15 protein-coding genes are annotated in these 18,952 nt (G+C 74.2%); 3 read left to right on the top strand and 12 right to left on the bottom strand.

The annotated features are described in order from the left end of the window. Window positions 1–34: 34 nt before the first annotated feature. Window positions 35–3,628, top strand: coding sequence for a serine/threonine-protein kinase (locus Pta02_RS31990; protein WP_203878718.1), 3,594 nt, complete (start codon window positions 35–37; stop codon window positions 3,626–3,628). Between the two features lie 135 nt (window positions 3,629–3,763). On the opposite strand, the gene Pta02_RS31985 is transcribed toward Pta02_RS31990, so the two are convergent. Then, window positions 3,764–5,074 (bottom strand): aminotransferase-like domain-containing protein, encoded by a 1,311-nt coding sequence (locus Pta02_RS31985; RefSeq protein WP_275423634.1) that lies wholly within the window; start codon window positions 5,072–5,074, stop codon window positions 3,764–3,766. A gap of 138 nt (window positions 5,075–5,212) precedes the next feature. Here Pta02_RS31985 and Pta02_RS31980 point away from each other — a divergent pair, with 138 nt between their 5' ends. After that, window positions 5,213–5,989, top strand: a complete 777-nt coding sequence (locus Pta02_RS31980; RefSeq protein ID WP_203878716.1) for an enoyl-CoA hydratase-related protein — start codon at window positions 5,213–5,215, stop codon at window positions 5,987–5,989. Window positions 5,990–6,183: 194 nt separating this feature from the next. Here the strand turns inward: Pta02_RS31980 and Pta02_RS31975 are convergent, their stop codons facing one another. The 4 genes from Pta02_RS31975 to Pta02_RS31960 form a co-directional block, all read right to left on the bottom strand. Continuing rightward, a complete protein-coding gene (locus Pta02_RS31975; RefSeq protein ID WP_203878715.1) occupies window positions 6,184–6,540 on the bottom strand; it encodes a GntR family transcriptional regulator in 357 nt (118 codons plus the stop codon). Further along, the gene (locus Pta02_RS31970) at window positions 6,534–7,496 is read right to left on the bottom strand and encodes a hypothetical protein (protein WP_203878714.1); all 963 of its coding nucleotides are present in this window, start codon (window positions 7,494–7,496) and stop codon (window positions 6,534–6,536) included. The genes Pta02_RS31975 and Pta02_RS31970 overlap by 7 nt, the downstream gene beginning before the upstream one ends. An 82-nt stretch (window positions 7,497–7,578) precedes the next feature. Further along, complete coding sequence (locus Pta02_RS31965; protein WP_203878713.1) at window positions 7,579–8,277, bottom strand: DUF4328 domain-containing protein; 699 nt, start codon at window positions 8,275–8,277, stop codon at window positions 7,579–7,581. Window positions 8,278–8,439: 162 nt separating this feature from the next. Then, a complete protein-coding gene (locus Pta02_RS31960; protein WP_203878712.1) occupies window positions 8,440–9,405 on the bottom strand; it encodes a helix-turn-helix domain-containing protein in 966 nt (321 codons plus the stop codon). Between the two features lie 52 nt (window positions 9,406–9,457). Here Pta02_RS31960 and Pta02_RS31955 point away from each other — a divergent pair, with 52 nt between their 5' ends. Next, the gene (locus tag Pta02_RS31955; protein WP_203878711.1) at window positions 9,458–9,883 is read left to right on the top strand and encodes a cupin domain-containing protein; all 426 of its coding nucleotides are present in this window, start codon (window positions 9,458–9,460) and stop codon (window positions 9,881–9,883) included. Between the two features lie 2 nt (window positions 9,884–9,885). Here the strand turns inward: Pta02_RS31955 and Pta02_RS31950 are convergent, their stop codons facing one another. From Pta02_RS31950 to Pta02_RS31920, 7 genes are all read right to left on the bottom strand, one after another. Next, window positions 9,886–10,860, bottom strand: a complete 975-nt coding sequence (locus Pta02_RS31950) for a sensor histidine kinase (RefSeq protein WP_203878710.1) — start codon at window positions 10,858–10,860, stop codon at window positions 9,886–9,888. 80 nt (window positions 10,861–10,940) lie between these two features. Continuing rightward, complete coding sequence (locus Pta02_RS31945; protein ID WP_203878709.1) at window positions 10,941–11,630, bottom strand: response regulator transcription factor; 690 nt, start codon at window positions 11,628–11,630, stop codon at window positions 10,941–10,943. Between the two features lie 95 nt (window positions 11,631–11,725). Further along, window positions 11,726–13,063 (bottom strand): cation:proton antiporter, encoded by a 1,338-nt coding sequence (locus Pta02_RS31940; RefSeq protein WP_203878708.1) that lies wholly within the window; start codon window positions 13,061–13,063, stop codon window positions 11,726–11,728. Beyond that, complete coding sequence (locus Pta02_RS31935) at window positions 13,051–14,523, bottom strand: cytochrome P450 (protein ID WP_203878707.1); 1,473 nt, start codon at window positions 14,521–14,523, stop codon at window positions 13,051–13,053. The genes Pta02_RS31940 and Pta02_RS31935 overlap by 13 nt, the downstream gene beginning before the upstream one ends. Beyond that, on the bottom strand, window positions 14,508–15,632 hold the full coding sequence (locus Pta02_RS31930; protein WP_203878706.1) for an alpha-hydroxy acid oxidase: 1,125 nt from the start codon (window positions 15,630–15,632) through the stop codon (window positions 14,508–14,510). The genes Pta02_RS31935 and Pta02_RS31930 overlap by 16 nt, the downstream gene beginning before the upstream one ends. Window positions 15,633–15,645: 13 nt before the next feature. After that, window positions 15,646–17,217 carry an NAD(P)-binding domain-containing protein gene (locus Pta02_RS31925; RefSeq protein ID WP_203878705.1) on the bottom strand — a complete coding sequence of 524 codons (1,572 nt, stop codon included), beginning with the start codon at window positions 17,215–17,217 and terminating at the stop codon, window positions 15,646–15,648. A gap of 84 nt (window positions 17,218–17,301) precedes the next feature. After that, window positions 17,302–18,879 carry a class I adenylate-forming enzyme family protein gene (locus Pta02_RS31920; protein ID WP_203878704.1) on the bottom strand — a complete coding sequence of 526 codons (1,578 nt, stop codon included), beginning with the start codon at window positions 18,877–18,879 and terminating at the stop codon, window positions 17,302–17,304. Window positions 18,880–18,952 lie beyond the last annotated feature (73 nt).

Here is an 18,952-nt window from a genome sequence, read left to right as displayed (position 1 = left end):
CAACCGGCCGGGCCGATCATGCATCTAAGGGTGCGTGGAAACAGAAGGCTTGCGCTCGGGGGACCCGGTACGCCTGGGGGATTACTGGCCGGCGACGCGGCTGGGGTCGGGCGGGCAGGGTGTGGTCTTCGAGGCCTACGACGCCGCCGCCAACAGGGTCGCCGTCAAACTGCTGCACCCGCACCTCGTGGGCGACCCCGCCTTCCGGCGGCGCTTCGGCAAGGAGGTCCGGGCGCTGCGGCGGGTTCCCCCGTTCTGCACGGCCCGCGTGATCGACCACGACCTCGAGGGCGAGCGGCCGTACATCGTCAGCGAGTTCGTCCCGGGCCCGAGCCTGCGCCGGGCGGTGAACCAGGAAGGACCCCTGGACGGCGACGCCCTGCACCGGCTGGCGATCAGCATCGCCACCGCGCTGGCCGCCATCCACCAGGCGCACGTGGTGCACCGCGACCTGAAACCGGAGAACGTGCTGCTGGGCCCCGACGGGCCCCGGGTCATCGACTTCGGCATCGCCCGGACCTCGGACGCCTCGGCGGCCACCACCGAGGAGCTGATGGGCACCCCCTCGTACATGGCGCCCGAGCTGTTCGCGGGCGGCCAGGCGGAGCCCGCCGCGGACGTGTTCGCCTGGGGCGCGGTGGTGCTGTTCGCCGCCACCGGCCGTGACGCGTTCACCGGTCCCGCGCCGGTCGCGGTGATCAACCGGTTGCTGACCCACGATCCCGACCTCGGCATGCTGCCGGGCAAGCTGCGCGACCTCGTCGGCGCGGCGCTGTCGAAGGAACCGGCCTCGCGTCCTTCGGCGCAGCAACTGCTGCTCGCACTGCTCGGCGGCGGCGCCCCGCCGGCCGGGGAGGACCTGCTGTCGGACGGCGCGCAGGCCGCGACGGGAGTACGGCCTCCGGACGCCCTGGCCGCCGAGCCCCCTCTGGGCGTGGTCGCCGAGCAGGTCTACGCCGGGCTGCCGCCGGCCGGGCGCGACATGATGCGGGACATGCTGCTGCGCCTGGTGGACGTGCGCGACGACACGCAGCTGCCGCGCGCCGCCGGGCTCGGCGAGCTGACCGAGGGCCTGCCCGATCCCGCCCGGCAGGTGCTGACCGAGCTGGAGCAGGCCGCGCTCGTCCGGGTCACGGCCGGCACGGTCACCATGGGCAAGGCGGCGCTCCTGCACGCCTGGCCGCGGCTGCACGAGTGGATCAGCGCCGACCACGAGGCGATCGGCCGCCATCGCCGGCTCGGCGAGGCCGCCTACCACTGGGCGGCCAACGGGCACCACCCCGAGGACCTCCTGCAGGGCAGCGCCCTGCACGCGGCACTGACCTGGACCTCCTCCGCCCGGGTGCGGCTCAATCCCACCGAGACGGAGTTCGTCCGGACGAGCAGGGCCCGCTCCCTGCAGCGGCGCAGGCGGCGCAGGCTGGTGAGCGCGGGCATGGCCGTACTGCTCGTCGCCTCGCTCACGGGCGGCGCACTCGCCTGGCAGCAGTCACGCAGGAGCGACGAGAGCGACCGGCGGCTGGCCGAGCAGCGCGCGCAGGTCACCGCCCGGCGGCTGGCCCTGCAGGCCGACGCGCTCCGTGACCGCGACCCGGCCAAGGCGATGCTGCTGAGCGTCGCCGCCTACCGCGTCGCGGACGTCCCCGAGGCCAGGGCGGCGGTGTTCGGCTCCCTCGGTCAGCAGCAGCGGCACGTCTTCACCGACCCGGTTGCGGCCAACACCGGACGCGCGCTGAGCGAGGACGGCCGGGTGCTGGTCAGCGCGGGCGGCGACAGGGTGACCGCGTACGACGTGCGGACCGGCAAGACGATCACGACGTTCACCGGGGTCGGCAGGGGCCCTTCCAGCGCCGCGCTCGGCCCGGACGGCGACACTCTGGCCCTCGGCGGGGACGGTGTCCGGCTGTGGAGCCTGCGCACCGGAAAGCCCCTGGGCGGCGGCCCGTCGCTTCCCCGGAGCTTCCGGGCGGACGGGGGGAGCGGGGGCGATCCCAGTGAGCTGCGTTTCAGCCCGGGCGGCGGCTACCTGCACGTGCACGAGAACGTGGGCGGGCCGTTCCGCGGACTGTGGAACGTCACGCGCCGCAAGCTGGAGCTGCCGCAGGATGCGCCTTCGGGCGTCACGGAGGTGGGTGACGCGGTCCTGGGGCCGGGGGATCGCTTCGGCGTGGTCGGCGACAACTCCGGCGCAGGGAAGCTGCGGACCTTCCCCGGGGACGGCCCGGTGGAGAAGAAACAGCTCCCCGGCGACCTCGCCGACCAGGTGCTGGCCTTCTCACCCGACGGCGAGATCGCCGCCGTGGAGCGTGAGGGGAAGGTGCGGTTGTGGGACCTGTCGCACGGCGCGTGGGATGAGCGGGAGCTCGAAGGCGCGGGCGGCGAGGCGGTCTTCAGCGCCGACGGTGAGTTCCTGATCACCTTCGGCGCCGAGTCGGGGCGGTCCACCCTGTTGCTGTGGCGGCTGAGCGACGCCGTCCAGCTGCTCCGTCTTACCATGACCTCCGGCGTCGCCGGACCGCCGAGGATCAGCGCCGACGACCGGATGCTGACCGTGCTGGACGATTCGGGACAGGTCACCGTCTACGACATCGGCCGCCAGACACGCCCGCCGCGCGCGCGGACCGATGTCACCCGGGTGCGCTCCGCCGCGGACACCCTGTTCGGGGTGACCGACGGGACCGTCCGTACCTGGTCGCCGCCCGCGCTCACCGAGAGGGATCTGAAGATCGGAGTCGGTACGGGCGACGAGTCCGAGGAGGTGGGCCTGGCCGTCACCCCGGACGGGCGCACCCTGGCGACCAGCTTCATGAACAACTCGGTCGAGGGGGTGGAGCTGTGGGACGTGGCCACCCGGCGCCGGCTGCGCGAGGTCGAGCTGGAACTCGGCGGCGCCGAGAAGACCGATCTGGAGATCAGCCCGGACGGCCGCCTCCTGGCGGTCAGCGCCGGCCTGCCCAACGACTACCACGGCGGGGGAAGCGTCGAGGTCGTCGATCTCGGCCGCGGGAAAGTCGTCAAGCGGTTCCGGCCGGTCGCCGCAGGGGCGCTGTCCTTCAGCCCCGACGGCACGACTCTGGTCACCGCGGATCCGGGCGGGGTCGACGTGATCGACCTGCGCGCCGGGAAGGTGCTGCCGCGGGAGAAGGGGCCCGGCACGCTCGCCCGGGAGTGGATGGTGCTCGCCCCCACCGGCTCCCTGGCCGTCTCGCCGTACGGCACCAGGGCGGTGACCCTGTGGGACACCCGGACCTGGAAACCGGCCGGGCAGCTGTTCCGGCTGCCCGGCCGGGCGCGGAACGCGAAGTTCTCTCCCGACGGGAGCATCCTCGCCGTCGCGCACGGCACCCAGGTCACCCTGTTCGACGTCGCCACCGGTCAGCAGCTCGGCGCGCCGCAGGGAGCCGCCGTGGACGGGGAGACGGACTACGGCGTGGACGCGCCCTTCGCCGCCTTCTCCCGGGACGGCGGCACGCTGTACATGCTCGGCCCGGACGGAGGCTTCCAGAGCCTGCCGCTCGATCCCCGGCGCGCCCTGGCCGAGGTGTGCGGGCGGGCGGGCCGTTCGCTGACGTCCGCTGAGTGGCAGGAGCACGTGGGCGGCGACACGCCGTACGTGAAGGTGTGCTGAAGGGGCCCCGTGAGCCTTCGCGGGCGCCGGCCCCTCAAGGGGGGCACGTCCGCCACACTGCGGCTCTCGTGCCGGGCCCGCGCTCGGCGGGCACGTCCGTCACGCTGCCGGTCTCCGCGCCGGACCGGCGGCCCGTCACGGCGGGATCGCCTCGATCGCACAGCGCAGGCGGCGCAGCGCCGGCCCGAGCCCGTCCAGCGGCGGCGTGCCCAGCGCCAGCCGGAGGGCGCGGGGACGGGAGGGGCCGGTGGCGAACGCGTCGGCGGTGGAGACGAGGATCCCCTCCCGTGCGAGGAGCGCCGCGACGTGGTCGGGACGCTGGTGCGGCTCCAGGCCGAGCCACACGCTGTAGGAGACGGGGTGCGCCGTGAGGTCCATGCCGGCCAGCGCGGCCCGGGCGATGTCCTGCCGCGCGGCGGCGTCCTCGCGGCGGTCCCGCTCCAGCCGCGCGACCGTGCCGTCGGCGATCCAGCCGGTGGCGAGCGCGACGACGAGACCCGGCACGCCCCACGAGGCCGCCCGCAGGCTCCTGGTGACGGCTGCGACGTGCCGGGCGGGCACCACGGCGAAGCCGAACCGGAGTCCGGTCGCGACGTTCTTGGACAGGCCGGCGACGTAGCAGGTGCGTTCGGGGGCGAGCGTCCGCAGCGGAGGGGGCGGCGCGGCCTCCAGGAACGCGTAGGTGCCGTCCTCGATGATCACGCAGTCGTGGGCGCGCGCCGTGGCGGCCAGCCGCAGCCGCTGCTCCCGGTCGAGCACCCAGCCCAGCGGGTTGTGCACCGTGGGGATCGCGTAGATCGCACGGACGCGCCGCACGCGGCACAGCCGCTCCAGCGCGCCGAGGTCCGGGCCGGTCGGTGTCACCGGGACGGGGGCCAGCTCCAGGCCGTGCTGGGAGGCGAGCAGCCTGATGCCCGGGTAGCTGAGCGCGTCGACGGCCAGGACGTCGCCCGGCCGGGTGAGCGCGCGCAGCACGCAGTCGAGCGCCTGCTGGGTCCCGCCGGTCAGCACGACGTCGGCCGGTGCGGCGTCGATCGCGCGATCGAGCAGGTAGGTGGCCACGACCGCGCGGTCGTGCGGGCGCCCGCCCGGCGGGTGCTGGCGGAGCAGCGACTCGATCTCACCCGAGGAGGAGAGGGCCCGCAGCGCCAGGCGCAGCCGGTCGGCCTGGCCGTGGGCCAGCGGCTGGTTGAACGACAGGTCGGCCACGCGCGGCACCGGCAGGGCACGCGAGGGCTCCGGCCCGTCGTAGCCCGCCTGGTGCCGGACGAACGTCCCGCGCCCCGGCTCGCCCGCGACCAGCCCCATCGCGGCCAGTTCGGCGTAGACCCGGGTGGCCGTGGCCAGTGCGATCCGCCGCTCCCGCGCGAGATCGCGGTGCGCCGGAAGGCGGGCGCCCGCCGGGAGCGCGCCGGAGCGGATCGCCGCGGCGAACTCCTCGACGATGGCCTTGTAGAGCGGTGACCGGATGCCGGACCCCCTGAAGCCGGGACGCTGCTGTATCTAGGACGATTATTCGATCGTCCCAGATTACGGCTCCTAGGCTCGGTACGGCCGACCCCCAGCGAACGGAGTCCCGAGCGCATGACCGTCCACATCGGGCAGAACGACAGCCTGATCACGATCACCATCGACCGGGAGCGCAAGCTCAACGCGCTCGACTATCCGACGATCGACACGCTGCTGGCCGCGCTCGAGCGCATCGAGTCCGACGACTCGGCCCGCGCGGTCGTCCTGACCGGGGCCGGTCCCAGGGCGTTCAGCGCGGGCGCGGACATCCCGTCTCTGGCCGGGAGCATCGCGGGCGGGACCGAGCGCGCTCTCCGCGAGATCGTCCGGCGCGGTCACGCGCTGACCCGGCGGATCGAGGAGTTCCCCAAGCCGGTGATCGCCGCGGTCAACGGCCTGGCCTACGGCGGCGGCTGCGAGATCGTCGAGGCCGCTCCGCTGGCGATCGCCGCCGGGCACGCGACGTTCGCCAAGCCCGAGATCGCCCTCGGTTTCCCCCCGCCGTTCGGCGGCTCCCAGCGGCTGCCGCGCCACGTCGGCCGCAAGCGCGGCCTGGAGATGATCCTGACCGGGGACCCGATCCCCGCCGCGCGGGCCGCCGAGATCGGCCTGGTCAACGCCGTCGTCCCCGCCGGCGATCTCCTCGCCGCCGCGCGGGACCTGGCGGCCCGGATCATCCGGCACGCGCCGACGGCCGTGGCGGCCTGCCTGCGTTCGGTCACCCGGGGCGTCAACCTGCCGATCGACGAAGGACTGGCGGTCGAGGCCGCCTGCTTCGCCGCCACCGTGCCGACCGACGGGGTGCGCGACGGGCTGCGCCGGTTCCTCGACCGCGCCGCGGTGCCCCGCTGACCGGTTCGGGTCGTGCGGACGACCTTTGTGATCTACATAGTCAAGGAGGTCGGCTCGAACAGGATTCCGGCACCCTTCCCCGCGAAGCCGCATGCGAGGTCTGACGCCGCAGGCGATCCTGCTGCTGTCCGGCGCGGTTCATGCCGCATCTGTCGGCTGAGGACGCCGCCGCGCTGGAGAGCCGCATCCTCCCGTCATCGCCGAAGCGACCGGTGGACCGCGGCCAGTGCCTCCTCGTCGGAGGCTCCGGTCCGCCGGGCGGCCCTGACGAACTCCTCGGCCGCCGCGGAGAGCCGGAGACGGAGCTGGTCGGCCGCGCCGGTGATGACGGCGGTGCGGCCGCGGCGCAGCTCTATCAGGCCCTCGTCGCGGAGCTGCTGGTAGCCGCGCAGGACGGTGTGCAGGTTGATGCCGAGGGCGGCGGCCACGGTGCGGGCGGAGGGGAGCCGGTCGCCGGGGGCGGCCGTGCCGCACGCCAGCGCGGCGCGGACGGAGTCGGCCACCTGGTCGGCGAGCGGCCGGGCCGAGGAGGGGTCGATCGTGATCAGCACTGTGTCGTCTCCGGCTGTCGTAGCCTGCGCAGCCATCCGTTGACCAGGGCGGCGGCGGTCTCCGCCTCGCGCGTGGAGTAGACGAACCGGCGGCCGTCGGCCAGGGCCAGAGCGAGCACCGGCGCCCTCCCGCTGACGACGCCCCAGCCCGCCGGGCTGTCGTCCAGTCTGTAGCGTCCGGCGGGGGCCTCTGCCCTGGCCTCGGCGGACCGGATCGACGCGTAGGGCGCCGTCCGCCGCAGGGCGGGCAGCCAGGGGACGCGCACGGTGACTCCCGAGCCGTCGATCTGCAGGCGGGTGCGTGCCTGCGCGGCCTCGAACAGCGTCCACAGCGCCAGCATCGCCGGGCCCTGCCACGAGCGGGGGTCTCCGGAGGCGGCGTACGCGGTGAGCGCGGCCGGCGCCGCGGCCGCCGCCAGCCTGCGCACCGACCAGGCCGAGGCGGTGAACACGGCGCGCTGCCGGGGGCCCAGCGCCATGGCGGGGACGTGTGGCGGCGGTGCGGCGGTGGCCTCCGGCGACGGCGGCAGCGGGCCCGCCAGCGCCCAGCCCAGCGCGGGCGCTCCCACACTGACGGCGATCTCCACCACCAGGTGCCAGCCGGGCCGGGCGGTCGCGCCCGAGGCCGCCGCGAGCATCGACAACGTCTCCGTCACCGGCACCGACAGGCCGAGGAAGAAGGCGAGGGCGACCAGGACCCGCTGGACCCGGGGCAGATGCCGGTAGCGCAGGAAGGTGATGAGCAGTATCGCCTCGAAGTAGACCATCACGACGACGGCGTGTCCGGCGGACCAGCCCTGCCCGGGGCGGCGGTCCGGAAGGTGCTCGCCGTACAGGCCGAACAGGGCCAGGGGGATGAGCAGGAGGAACACCGGGCCGGCGGCCGTCAGGACCAGCCGGCGCCGCCGCCCCGGCGCGGCGGGGTCGAGGGAGCGGGGAGACGTGAGAGTGACCATGGCCCGACCTCCACTGTTTGGTTTTGAATATAACACTCCAAACAGTTTTGGAAAGCGGCCGATGCCGGACGCCTCTTTCTCATCAGTGGAACAGAGGGCCTGCCTGGCGGCGGCGTTCCTGGAAGTCGGTGATCTTCCAGACGATCACCGCGGCCAGGACGGCGCAGGCCAGGGTCGGTGCGGCGAAGAGGGCCTCGCTCTTGGCGGCCAGGAGATCGGACTCCAGGTCTTTGCCGAGCATGAGGTAGAAGTAGACGGCGGTGGGCACGATCGCGCCGGTGATCCACAGCAGCCACCAGGCCAGTACCAACCCAGGGCGGCGGATGGTGCTCAGGGTGAGCCCCGACAGGGTGGTGATGCCCCTGGCGCCCAGCCGGGAGGTCGTCCAGATGTCGTCGACGATCTGGCGGGGGAACCAGAAGCCGGCGATCGGCATGGCCCAGCCGAAGACGATCCAGGCGGCGTGGCGGCGGTGCGGGACGTCCATCATGGCCTCGGCGTTGGAGCGGGCCCGGAACAGCCAGATCACGAAGACGACCGCGGTGATGAGGTAGGTCGCCATCTGTGCCAGTGAGCTCAACGCATTGAGAATGTCACTGGCCTCCGCCTTGGCCGTCTCCACCGAGTAGGGATCCTCCATGAGGGCGGACAGGACGGGGATTCGTTCGAAGGCGGCGGCCAGGGCGAACAGGTCGGCGAGCGCGGTGAAGCCCAGGAGGGTGATGACGGTGATCGCCAGTCCGCCGACGGGACGGATCGGCCGTACGGGCGCATGCGGCATGGTTGCTACGGGCTGGGGATACATGGCTGTCCTTGTGGTGGGGCGAGGAGCCGCGTTCCCGGGGGCGCTGCCTAGCGAAAAGGGTAAAGCGGCTTTATGTACGATTTATGGCTTTTCGTACTGATTGAGAAGTATATGAATGCCTGCGGAGTGTGATGACGCTCAGCCGACCCGCGCGAACCGGGCCCGGTAGGCCGAAGGGCTGAGGCCGGTCTGCCGCCGCATCTGCGCGCGCAGGTTGGCGGCGCTGCCCAGGCCGCTGGCCCTGGCCACCGCCTCCAGCCTGGTCTCCCCGCGCTCGATGAGCCTGCAGGCCAGGCAGACGCGTTCGGCGGTGAGCCAGGCCAGCGGGGTGGTGCCGAGCTCGGCCTGGAAGCGCCGGTGCAGGGTCGCCGGGCTGACGGCGGCCCGGGCCGCCAGGTCGGCGACAGTCAGCGGGCGGTCCAGGTTCTCCTGTGCCCAGCGCAGGAGGGGCGCCAGTGAGACGTCCGGCGCACCGGCCACCGGGCGTTCGACGAACTGGCGCTGCCCGCCGTCGCGGTGGACGGCGAACACCAGCCTCCGGCTCACCGCGTTGGCGACCTCGGCGCCGTGGTCGCGGCGGATCAGGTGCAGACCCAGGTCGAGCGCGGAGGCGCTGCCGGCGGAGGTCAGCACGTCGCCGTCGTCCACGAACAACACGTCCGGCTCAAGCCGTACGGCGGGGAAGCGGGAGCGGAACAGCTCGGCCCAGCGCCAGTGCGTGGTGGCCCGGCGGCCGTCGAGCACGCCCGCGGCCGCCAGGGCGAAGGCGCCGGTGCAGAAGCTGACCAGCCGGGCGCCGCGCCCGGCGGCGCGCCGGACGGCGTCCAGGACCGCCGGGTCCGGCGAGACCTCCGGGTCGGGCCGGTTGGGCACGATCACCGTGTCCGCGCGCTCGACCGCCTCCAGCCCGGCGACGCCCGACATGGTGAAGAACCCGGCGTGCATGACCACCTCGCCGCCCGCGGCGCACAGGCCGAAGTCGTACCACGGCCGGTCCAGTTCGGGACGGCGCAGGCCGAACAGCTCGGTGGCCACCCCCAGCTCGAACGGGTTCGAGCCGGAGCCGACGATCATCACGATCCGGTGCGAGGATCCTTGCGACATATGCGATTCCTAGCACTCGCCGTTCCGTCCGGCCAGCGGGCATGGTGACCGGGTGAGCAACGAACCGATCGAACTGCAGGCTGCACTGGCCACCTTCACCGACCTGTGGAGTCCGCGGATCGTCACGCGGGTGAACGACTACGACGTCCGGATCGCCAAGGTCGAGGGCGAGCACGTCTGGCACGCCCATGACGACACCGACGAGTTCTTCCTGGTGCTGGACGGCGAACTGGACATCAGCCTGCGCGAGGGCGACGGCGCCTCCGCGGCGGAGCGGACCGTCACCCTTCCCAGAGGGGCGGTGTTCGTCGTCCCGCGGGGTGTCGAGCACCGGCCGTCCTCCTCCGGCGGGGCCTCGATACTGATGTTCGAGCCGACCGGCACCCTGAGCGTGGGCGACCGCCACGAGACCGTGCCCTCCCACGTCGACGTCACCACGGGACACGCGCTCGCCGGCCGGCACGGTACGGCGCGCTGACCTCAGCCGGCCGGCGGCCGCCCGTCCCCGCCGCCGCCGGCCGCGGGGAGGCGGACGGTGAACACCGCCCCCGCCCCCGGCCGGCCGTCGGCGGTGATCGTGCCGCGGTGGCCGTCCACCACCTCGCGGGCCAGGGCGAGACCGAGGCCGAAACCCCGCCGGTCGCCGTTGCCCCCGCCGACGAACCGGGTGAACAGGCGTTCGGCGTCGCGGGGGTCGAGGCCCACGCCGTCGTCCCTGACGGTGAGCTGGACCGTGCGCGGGTCGCCGGAGAGGGTCATCCAGACGTGGCCGCCCGCGCCGGTGTGGCCGAGGGCGTTGTCGAGGAGCGCCGAGATCACCCGGCGCAGCGCCGGCTGCGCCCCGCGCACGATGTGGTCGCCGGCGTCCTGGCGGCGCACCTCGATCGTCACCTCGCGCTCCCGGGCGCGGGCCGCCTCGGCCGCGGCCAGCTCCTCGGCCAGCGCGGCGAGGTCGACGGGGCCGAACGACCCGCGCGCCTGTTTGAGCTGGGCCGCCAGCAGCAGGTCCTCCACCACCTCGCCCAGCTGCCGGGTGCCGGAGACCAGCTGGTCCACGTCGTCCATGACCAGGGCCGGGTCGGTGCCGCGCCGCAGCCGGCAGGCGACGAGCTGGGCCCGGGTGTGCAGGCGGGTCAGCGGCGTGCGCAGCTCGTGGCTGACGTCGGCGGTGAAGCGGCGCTGGCGGGTCAGGGCCTCGCCCAGCGGGGCGATCGCCCTGCGGGAGAGACCCTGGCCGATCAGCAGCGCGGCCAGCAGCCCGGCGGCCTCGGCGGCGATGAGCGTGCGCAGCAGCCGGTCCCGCTCGGCGCCCTGGTAGCGCTCGGCCGCCGCGGCCTGGTAGCGCTCCGTCACGGCGGCGGGCCCGCGCCGCGCGGAGGCCTCCTGGCCGTTGACGGTGACGCAGTACACCGTCGTCGCGACGAGGGCGAGCAGCACGGAGAACGCGCCCGCCACCTGGAGGGTGATCCGGCGGCGGGCGCGGATCAGCAGCCGCCGCTCGGGATCGGGCGGACGCCCCCTGGCGGGAGGTCCCCCTACAGCTCGCCCAGCCGGTATCCCACGCCTCGTACCGTGCATACGACGCCCGCCCCCAGCTTGCTCCGCAGGTAGTAGACGTAGGTGTCCACGACGGACTCCGTGTCGGCACCGTCGAAGACCCGCTGTCGCAGTGAACTTCGCGTGTGAACCTGCCGCGGACGGGCCGCGAGCTCGCGCAGCAGCCGGCACTCCCGGCCGGACAGCGCCACCTGCCCGCCGGCCGGCAGCCGTACCAGGTGGGCCTCGGGATCCAGCCATCCCGTTCCGAGCGGCAGCAGCCCCGCCTGGTCCAGGTGCCTGCGGTGCAGCGCCCGCACCCTGGCCAGCAGCTCGTCGAGCTCGAACGGCTTGACCAGATAGTCCTCGGCGCCCGCGTCGAGCCCGGCGACCCGGTCGGCGAGGCTGCCGAAGGCGGTGAGCACGAGCACCGGCGTGGTGACGGCCCGCCGCCGCAGCCGCAGCAGCAGGTCGATCCCGTCGACCGCGGGCAGTCCGCGGTCGACGATCATCGCGTCGTAGGTGCGGCTCAGTCCCAGGTGCAGGCCGCGCTGCCCCTCCAGCGCCAGGTCGACGGTGTATCCCTGCTCGGTGAACACCTCGACCAGCATCCGCCCGAGCTCGCGGTCGTCTTCGATCAGCAGCAGCCGACGGGAGTGCGGGCCGGCTGTGCCCGATGTCCCAGCCACCCACCAACCGTTGCATCCCCACCGCCGAATTACCAGGGTCCGGCGGGGCGGACGGCCGCAGGGCGCGCCGGGGCCGGGCGGACGACGGCGGGGGCTCAACCGGACGGCCGCGGCGGGCCGGAGGGGACCGGCTCACGGTCGGGGGCCCCGGGCGCCGCGCGCCGGGCGCGCTCGTGGCGCTCCGGCAGCGCCAGCTTGTACAGCGGCAGCGCCCCGCCGGTGGTGATGACGGCCACCAGCACGAGCATGGCGAAGAGCTCGGAGGTGATCATGCCCTGCGCCAGGCCGATGTTGATGAAGATGAGGATCATCAGCCCCCGCGCGTTCATGAGCGCGCCCACCGCGTAGGACTCGCGCCAGCCGAACCCCATGGCCCTCATCGTCAGCGAGCAGCCGAAGTACTTGCCGCAGAAGCCCGCGCCCAGGACCGTCGCGAACGCCAGGAGCATGGCGCCGCCGGTGATGCCGCCGAGCCGGGTGTTCAGCCCGGAGAAGGTGAAGAAGACCGGCAGCAGCAGGGTCGAGACGAGGTCCATCATCCGGCCGTGCAGCGCCCGGCGGAAGGCCGGGTCGCGCGGCATCGCCAGCCCGGCGAAGAACCCGCCGAAGACCGCGTACACGCCGATCCAGTCGGTGAGCCAGCCCGCCGTGAGCGGCACCAGGACGACGACGTACATGCCGGTCGGGCCGATCCGCCCGGTCAGCGCGACGCTCCTGCCCAGCGGGCGCAGCATCGGGGCGACGATCTTCAGCATCACCACAGCGAACACCGCCGTCAGGGCGATGGTGGGCAGCGCGCCGTGCGCCCCCGATCCCAGGTGCATCGCCGACAGCACGGCCAGCAGGCACCAGGCGAGGGCGTCGTCGACGGAGGCCGCCAGCAGGGTGAGCCGGCCGATCGGGGAGTTCTCCAGCCCTCGCTCGTACAGGATCCTGGCCAGCATCGGGAACGCCGTCAGCGACAGTGCGCCGCCGACGAACAGGGCGAACTCCAGCGGGCTGACGTCGGGGCGGGAGAGCGTGCCGTACAGCAGGAACCCGGCGCCGCAGCCCAGCAGCATGGAGGGGAGGATCCCCGAGCCCGCCAGCGCCACGGCCCGGCGGACCTCGCCCGGCGGGCTCGCGCCGTGATCGATCCCGGCGCCCACCAGGAACATGTACAGCGTCAGCCCGATGGTGCTCAGCACGTACAGGATCGGTTTGATCTCCGGTGGGAACAGGGCGGCCTGGACCTCGGGGAACAGCCATCCGAACAGCGTCGGGCCGAGCAGGACGCCGGCGATCATCTCGCCGAGGACGCGCGGCTGCATCACCGTGAGCGCCAGGCGGCCGCACACCGCCGAGGTCAGCAGGATGACGACCAGGGCGGGCAGCACCTTGAGGATCAGTTCGAGGTCGGGGTCGGCGGCTGCGGCCCCGGTCAGAGCGGGCATGGCTTGTCTCCGTCAGAGGTTCGGCCCGGGGGTGCGGCGCCCGCGAAGTGGCGCTCGCACAGCCGCTGGCGGCGCGCGTCCCAGACCATGTAGGTGCCGAGGACGAGTTGCAGGAGGCTGCGCCAGAGGTCCTCCCAGCGGTCGCGGACCCGCATGGACAGCAGCAGTACCGCGCGGCGGCCGGGCCGTACGGCGGCGCCCCGGGGGGTCAGCAGGCACGGCCCGCGGTTGGGCAGGGACCGGGTGTGGGAGGCGGTGGAGGCGAGGGCGTACCTGCGCAGGACCTCCAGGGCCGCGACGCGCATGACGATCGGCGCCAGCCGCCAGGCCGGGCAGGGGCGGTTGGCGGCCACGCCGAACGGGATGTGGTTGGGCTCCCCGGCCGCGGACCGGCCGGGGCCGGAACGATCGGGGCCGGAACGATCGGGGCCGGAACGATCGGGGTCGAATCGGCCAGGGTCGAATCGGCCGGGATCGGCCGGGCCCGAGCGGTGGAAGGCGGGGTAGTCGAAGCACAGCACCGAGCCGGCCGGGATCGTCGTGCGCCCGTCGAGCGGGATGGCGCCGGTGGTGATGCGGTGGGCGACGCCGAAGAGCGGATAGAGCCGCAGCGTCTCCGCCATCACCAGGTCGAGGTGGCGTGCGTCGCCCGCGTGCACCCTGGCCTGCGAGTCCGGGTGCTGCGCCAGGACCATCAGCAGGTGCGCCACGGCCTCCGACAGCTGGACGACCGCGGTGGTGAAGAAGACGCCCTGCAGGTACAGCGCCCGTTCCCGGTCCGTCAGCCCGGCCGGCAGGGGGCGCCGCACCTCGGGCAGGCGGCCGAGGAGATAGCGGGTCAGCCGGTCGCGCCGGTCCATGTGCCGCAGCCCGCAGCACTTCAGGGCGGTGACGACGTCGCCGGCACCGGCGGTGATCAGGTCGCGCGCCGCCCGCGGGCAGCGTTCGCCGAAGACGAGCTCGTAGGCGAACTCCGCCCAGACCGGCATCATCAGATCGCGCAACCGGACCGTCCCCCGTGCCTCCGGCCCCCGCCCGTCCGGCCCCCGCACTTCCGGCAGGGCCCGGGCCACGCAGCGGCGGGCGAGCTCCTCGGCCTCCGCCCGCGGCACGGCCAGGAAACCGCGCGTGGCGCGGGCGACCTCGTCGTAGCGCCCGCCCGCCTCCAGGTGCTCCTGGTGCACCTCGGCGCCGGGTGAGAGCCAGTACCAGAACAGGTCCGACAGCGCGGCCCCCCGGCTCCTGCCCCCGGCCGCCGGGTGGGAGTAGACCTCGGTGAAACGCTCGACGCCCACCAGGTCACCGGGGACGGGGATGCCCTCGTCCCCGTTGACGCGGGCGAACAGGCGCATGCGCAGCGCCACGATCCTGCCGGGCAGCCACCACGGCAGGCTCACCGCCGCGGACGCGGCGAGCGCCGCCGCCACCGCCCTGCCCGGCGCGTTCACCGTGACCGCCACGCCGCGCCGGGCCCGCCGTCCGGTCCCGGGTCGCGGACGCGCGCCGTGCCCGGTCCCGCGCCGTGGACGCGCACCATGTCCGGGCCGAGGTCGTGGATCGAGGTGCAGCCGCACAGGGTGAGCGCGTGCTCGATCTCCTCGCGGAGCAGGCCGAGCACCCGGGCCGCGCCCCGCTCGCCGCCGGCCGCCAGGCCCCAGACCACCGGGCGGCCGACCGCGACCGCGTCCGCGCCCAGCGCCAGCGCCTTCAGGACGTCGGTGCCGCGGCGCACGCCTCCGTCCAGCAGCACGGGTACGGCTCCGCCGACGGCGGCGGCGATCTCCGGCAGCGCGTCGACGGCGGCGGGGACGGCGTCGAGCTGACGGCCGCCGTGGTTGGAGACCAGCAGCGCCGCCACGCCGTGGTCGAGCGCCAGGCGCGCGTCGGCGGGGTGCAGGACGCCCTTGAGCGCGATCGGCAGCGCCGTCATCTCCCGGAGCAGGCCGATGTGCTCCCAGGTGATCTCCGGGGACAGGACGACCGGCCGCACCCGCCCGCCGTCGCGCATGTTCTCGCAGTACAGGCCCGGCGGCAGGTCCAGGAAGCCGTTGCGCCGGTCACGGTCCCGCAGGCCCAGGACCGGCGAGTCCACCGTGACGACCAGCGCCGCGCAGCCGGCCGCCTCGGCGCGCCGGACGAGCCTCTCGGTGAAGGCCATGTCCGGCTGGAGGTAGAGCTGGAACCACAGCCGGGCCCCCGGCGCCGCCGCGGCCACGTCCTCGACGGCGACGGTGGCGGCCATGCTCACGATCATGATCGTCTCGGCGGCGGCGGCCGCCCGCGCCGTGGCCCGCTCGCCCTCGGGGTCGGCGAGCCGGTGGAAGGCGGTCGGCGCCACCAGCACGGGCACGGCCGCGCGGCAACCGAGCAGGGTCACGCCGGTCCGGAGTTTCGCGCCGCCGCGCAGCACGCGCGGCAGCAGCGTCAGCCGCTCGAACGCGGCCTCGTTGGCCCGCAGGGTCACCTCGTCGCCGGCCCCGCCGGCGAAGTAGTCGTAGTGCGCCGGGTCGAGGCGGGCGCGGGCCGCGGCCTCGAACTCGCGCAGGGTGCCCGGCGCCAGGGTGTCCATCCCGCCCCGCCCGTCATGCCGGGATCGGGGCGGTCCGGCGGGCGAAGAAGGCCCGGAGCGGTTCGAGGTGGACCTCCCGGGAGGTCCACTCGTTCTCCAGGTTCTCGGTGACGTGGTGCACCGCCGTCGGCGCCCCCGGCCGGTGGTGCCGCACCACCGGATGCAGGTAGTGGCCCTCGTCCGCACGCCCGGCGTCGCTCTGCCGGATCCGGCCGACCGAGACGTCGAAGGGGTCGGCCTTGTCGTGGTCCGGCCCGTACTCCAGCGTGATCGCGAAGTGGCCGCCGTCGCCGACCGGCGGTCCCTGCAGGCCGACCGGGACCTCCTCCAGATAGCGCGCCGTACCGTCGCCGCCGAGGACGACGACGTCGGCCAGCAGGCCGAACTGCTGCCACAGCGCCGAGGAGCGGTTGACCCGCTCCAGCACCGCGGCCGCCAGCGCTCCCGGCTCGGCGGGCAGCTCGCGGCCGGGCCACGGGACGCCGTGGTGCCGCTGCTCCAGGATGCGGTGCAGCGCGCGCACGCCGTACCGGAAACCGTGGATGAACCCGCTGGTGCCGTGCTTGAAGTCGCGCGACTGCGTCAGCGTCCCGGCGAAGTGCAGGCCGGGGACGTCGACCGACTCGTAGGCGGGGGTCAGCGCGGGGAACCTGTCCCCGATCGCCAGCTCCGGCCGGCACCCGGCGTCGAAGATCGAGGCGTCGAACCGGAAGCCGGTGCAGACGATCACCCGGTCGTAGGGGATGTCCTTGGTGACCTCCTCGGCGCGGACGAAGCTCACCGTCACCAGGTAGGAGCCGTCGGCCTGCCGCTCGATGCGCCTGACCTCGCCGTCCAGCAGCGCGTTCTGGGACTTGAGCTGGTAGGTGTCGAGCAGGCCGTTGTTGACCGCGCGCAGGTGCCCGACGTAGTGCGTCCGCCACGCCATCCGGACGGAGCGCGGCCCGGCGACGTGGATCACCGCCGCCGTCTCGACGAGGTTGTCGGCCGTCTCGAAGCCCGAGTTCCCCTTGCCGACGACGAGCACGCGCAGGTCGGTGTAGTCGGCCGGATCGGTGGAGGCGGTGCCGTACAGCTCGGCGGTCTCGACGCCCGGGATCGGCGGGACGTTGGGCCGGGTGACCCCGGTGGCGACGACCAGCCGCCGCGCCTCACGCGTCCGGCCGCGCTGGTCGGTCACCCGGAACGGGCCCGCGCCGGGCGCGCGGGCGATGCGGACGGCCCGCGTGTCGCAGGCGACGCGCAGAGCGCAGGCGCCGGCGTAGTCGGCGAGATAGCGGACCATGTCGCCGGCGTCGGGGAAGTAGCGGTCGCTGTAGCGGGTGAACAGCAGGTCCGGGTCGTCCGACAGCAGCGAGTTCCAGTCCATCCGGAGGTTGAGCTCCGGGTCGTGCCATCCGGTGTGCCTCTTGTTGATCGAGATGAGCCTGCGGTGGCGCGGGAAGGTCCGGAAGAACATGCCCGGCGCGGGACCCGCCTCCAGGATCAGATAGCTGCGCCCCGCCCGGCCGAGGAAGTACCCCAGCTGCAGTCCCGCCGGGCCGGCGCCGATCACCAGATAGTCCAGGACGTCGTTGTCCGGCACGGGAACCTCCGTCACGACGATGTGATTGAACCTTCAACCGCAATGGTGGCGGGGCATTCTCAGAGAATTATCAGAGCGGGCCGTTCAGGGCGCCGGGCTCGCGTACCGCTCCAGCAGGGCGCGTTTGTCCGGCTTGCCGCCGGGGGCGAGCGGGACGCCGGGCACCGTGGTGACCGTCAGGGGGACGCTGTCCTCGCCGAGCTCGGCGCGGACCAGCGCGGCCAGCGCGTCGCGGTCCGGGACCCGGCCGGGGGCCGCCACGACGAAGGCGTGGACGGCCTCCCCGGTGCGCTCGTCCGGCGCCCCGGCCACGTACGCCTCCTCCACGTCGGGATGACCGGCCAGCACCTGCTCGATCGGGCCGGCGTAGACCACCATCGCGTTGACCATGATCACGTCCCGGGTGCGGCCGGTCAGGTACAGCAGGCCCTCCCCGTCCAGGCGGCCGAGGTCGCGGGTGCGCAGCCAGCCCTCGCGCAGGGTGTCGCGGGTCTCCTCGGGCCGCCCCCAGTAACCCGCCATCACGTACGGGCTGCGCACGTGGATCTCGCCGGTCGTCCCCGGGGCCGCCTGCCGGCCGTCCCCGTCCCGGACGCTGATCTCGACGCCCGGATGCGGGCGGCCGACCGAGGCCAGCACGCGTTCCGGTCCCCGGGCGATGTCGGCGGGGGTGAGCATCGAGATCGATCCGGCCTCGGTCTGGCCGTATCCCTGGTAGACCACGGGCCCCAGCAGGTCGGCCGCCGCCGCCAGCCGGCGCGGGCTGATCGGCGATCCGGAGACCATCAGCGCGCGCAGGCTGCCGACGTCGACCGGCTCGGTCCGCAGCAGGCCGAGCATCCGGCCCAGCCGGGGGACGGTGATGATGGAGCCGGTGATCCGGTGGCGCTCGATCGCGTACGGGAACAGCGGCCGTCCGTCCTCCTCGGGGATCACCGCGGTGCCGCCGCCCAGCAGGCACGGGGCCAGGAACTCCAGGACCACCATGCTGGCCAGGGTGCCGAACAGCAGGTAACGCTCGAAGTCGCGGGCGAAGGCGGCGGCGACCGGGGACCACGCCCGGGGCTGCCACGCCCAGTGCGCGCTCAGCGCCCGGTAGGTGATCGCGCATCCCTTGGGCCGCCCGGTGCTGCCGCTGGTGAAGGTCAGGGCGGCCACGTCGTCCGGACGGGCGGTGACGGCCAGGGGACTGCCGTCGTCCGGTACGGCCAGCAGGTCGGCCGCACCGGGACCGGCGGGTCCGAGGGACAGCACCGCGACCGGCCCGGCGGCCGCCGGCAGCTCCGGGGTGAGGGTGGACGCATCGAGCAGGAGGGCGTCGATCCCCGTGCCGAGGACGTGGGCGAGCTGCCCGGCGGGATAGCCGGGGCGCACGCCCACGACGCGGCAGCCCAGCGCGTGCGCGGCCATGTGGGCGGCGAACGCCTCCGGCGTCAGGGCGGTGCGGACGGCCAGGGCGCGGCCGGGACCCAGACCGGCCCCGCGCATCGCCCCCGCCAGGCGCCGTATCGTCTCCAGCAGCTCGCCCCGTGAGACGGTCCGGGGCCCGTGCTCGAAAGCCGCGCTGTCGGGCGCGTTGCGCAGCGACTCCAGCAGCGGGTGGGGGAAGGGGGGATCGGCGGGGCCGCGCGCGATCGCTTCCTCTGGCCGCGGACTGGGCATGATCGGCTCCTCTGGTCGCGGGCGGGTCGCCGCGGCATCCTCGGGGATCCGCGGCCGGTTGCCATAGGCGCGT

It is taken from the genome of Paraplanobispora takensis, from assembly GCF_016863195.1.
Lineage (GTDB): Bacteria > Actinomycetota > Actinomycetes > Streptosporangiales > Streptosporangiaceae > Planobispora > Planobispora takensis.
Note: the sequence above shows the minus strand (reverse complement) of the source record. Positions and strands in the feature narration are given on the sequence as shown.